This is a genomic window from Sphingopyxis sp., assembly GCF_050725615.1.
GTDB lineage: Bacteria > Pseudomonadota > Alphaproteobacteria > Sphingomonadales > Sphingomonadaceae > Sphingopyxis.
The window spans coordinates 1-1590 of the sequence record NZ_JBOHHU010000162.1 but is presented as its reverse complement, the minus strand read 5'-3'; the positions used below and the strand labels follow the sequence as shown (position 1 = coordinate 1590).

General features: G+C 66.5%; 1 protein-coding gene. It reads left to right on the top strand.

The genetic code is table 11. The features are described 5' to 3' along the window. The first annotated feature begins 139 nt into the window (after positions 1-139). Complete coding sequence (locus ACREB7_RS20815) at positions 140-1480, top strand: L,D-transpeptidase family protein (protein ID WP_431594165.1); 1341 nt, start codon at positions 140-142, stop codon at positions 1478-1480. Positions 1481-1590 lie beyond the last annotated feature (110 nt).

Here is a 1590-nt window from a genome sequence, read left to right as displayed (position 1 = left end):
TCCGAGAAGCGCCCTTCGACAGGCTCAGGGCTACGGTGATTTCTCACGGACGCGGCCTGATCCCGCGCGGCGGACAATGCGGCGGGCTGTGGCCCAGCTCACTTTCATAACCCCCGCTTTTTGGCTATGGGCCTTATCCATGGTCAAAATCTCCCCCGTTTCCGCCCGCCGTGCCGCCATCCTGCTCCTTCCGCTGACGCTGGTCGCGGCGCCCGCCTTTGCCCAGACGGCGGTCAAGGAGGATTCGGTCGTCCTGCAACCCGACAAGGTCGACGACGACGCCCCCCAGATCGAGAGCGCCGCCGAAGCCAATCTGCCGAGCTGGTCGAAAGCCAATGCCGAGGCACTGCTGCGCAGCATCGAGGGCATCGGCGCCGAGGGCCTGTTCGCCAAGGATTACAACCCCGAAGGCCTCGCCGCGGCGATCGTCAGCGACGATCAGGCGCGGCTCGACCGCACCGCGACCGACAGCTTCCTGCTGCTCGCCACCCACCTGCGCGACGGCCGCACGCCCAATGCGGCGCGCAAACAATGGTTCATGGTCGACAGCGACGCCGATCATATGCCGCTGGTGTCGATGTTGAACACGGCGCTGCTCGCCGGCTCGATCCCCGAAACGCTCGCCGGCCTCGATCCGGTCCACCCCGACTTCGCGGCGCTCAAGGCGTCGCTCGCGACCGCCAAGGGCGCCGACGCCAATGCGATCCGCGTCAACATGGAACGCTGGCGCTGGATGCCGCAGAACCTCGGCGAGCGCTATATCGTCAGCAATGTCCCCGAATATCTGACCCGCGTCATCCATGGCGGCACGATCATCGCGACGCACAAGGCCGTCGTCGGCAAGGCGACGACCGCGACGCCGCAGCTCAACCCGATGGCGACCGGCATCATCGTCAACCCGACCTGGACGCTGCCGCGCAGCATCATCAACGAAGGCATCGGCGCGACGATCGCGAACAACCCCGCCCACGCCCGCGCACAGGGCTATACCTGGACGGGCAGCGGCAAGACCTTGTCGGTGGTGCAAAAGGCCGGGCCGGGCAATGCGCTGGGCGTGATGAAGCTCGAAATGCTCAACCCGCATGCGATCTACCTCCACGACACGCCGTCGAAGGGCGCCTTCGCCGCGACCGCTCGGGCCTTCAGCCATGGCTGCATCCGCACCGAACGCGCGCTGCATTTCTCGGGCCTGATGACGGTGATGTTCGCGGGCAAGAGCCCCGAGGAATTCGGCGCGGCGATCGCCAGCGGCGAAACGACGCGCTTCGCCTTCGACCAGCCTTTTCCGGTCTATGTCGCCTATTGGACGGTGATCCCGGGCGACAAGGGCGGCGTCAGGAAACTCGCCGACATCTATGGCCGCGACGCGCCGGTGGTGGCGAGTTTCGCCCAGCCCGGCCGCCCCGCCGCAACGATGATCGCCCCGCCGGTCGTGCCGACGGTGGCGTCGGCGCCGGCAAAGGTCAGCGGCGGGAATTAAGGCACAAAAGCCCTCCCCTTCAGGGGAGGGAACCTAGAGCCTGTCCTATTTAGATTGAACCGTAGCCCTGAGCCTGTCGAAGGGCGCTTCTCGGATAGGCGCCCTTCGAC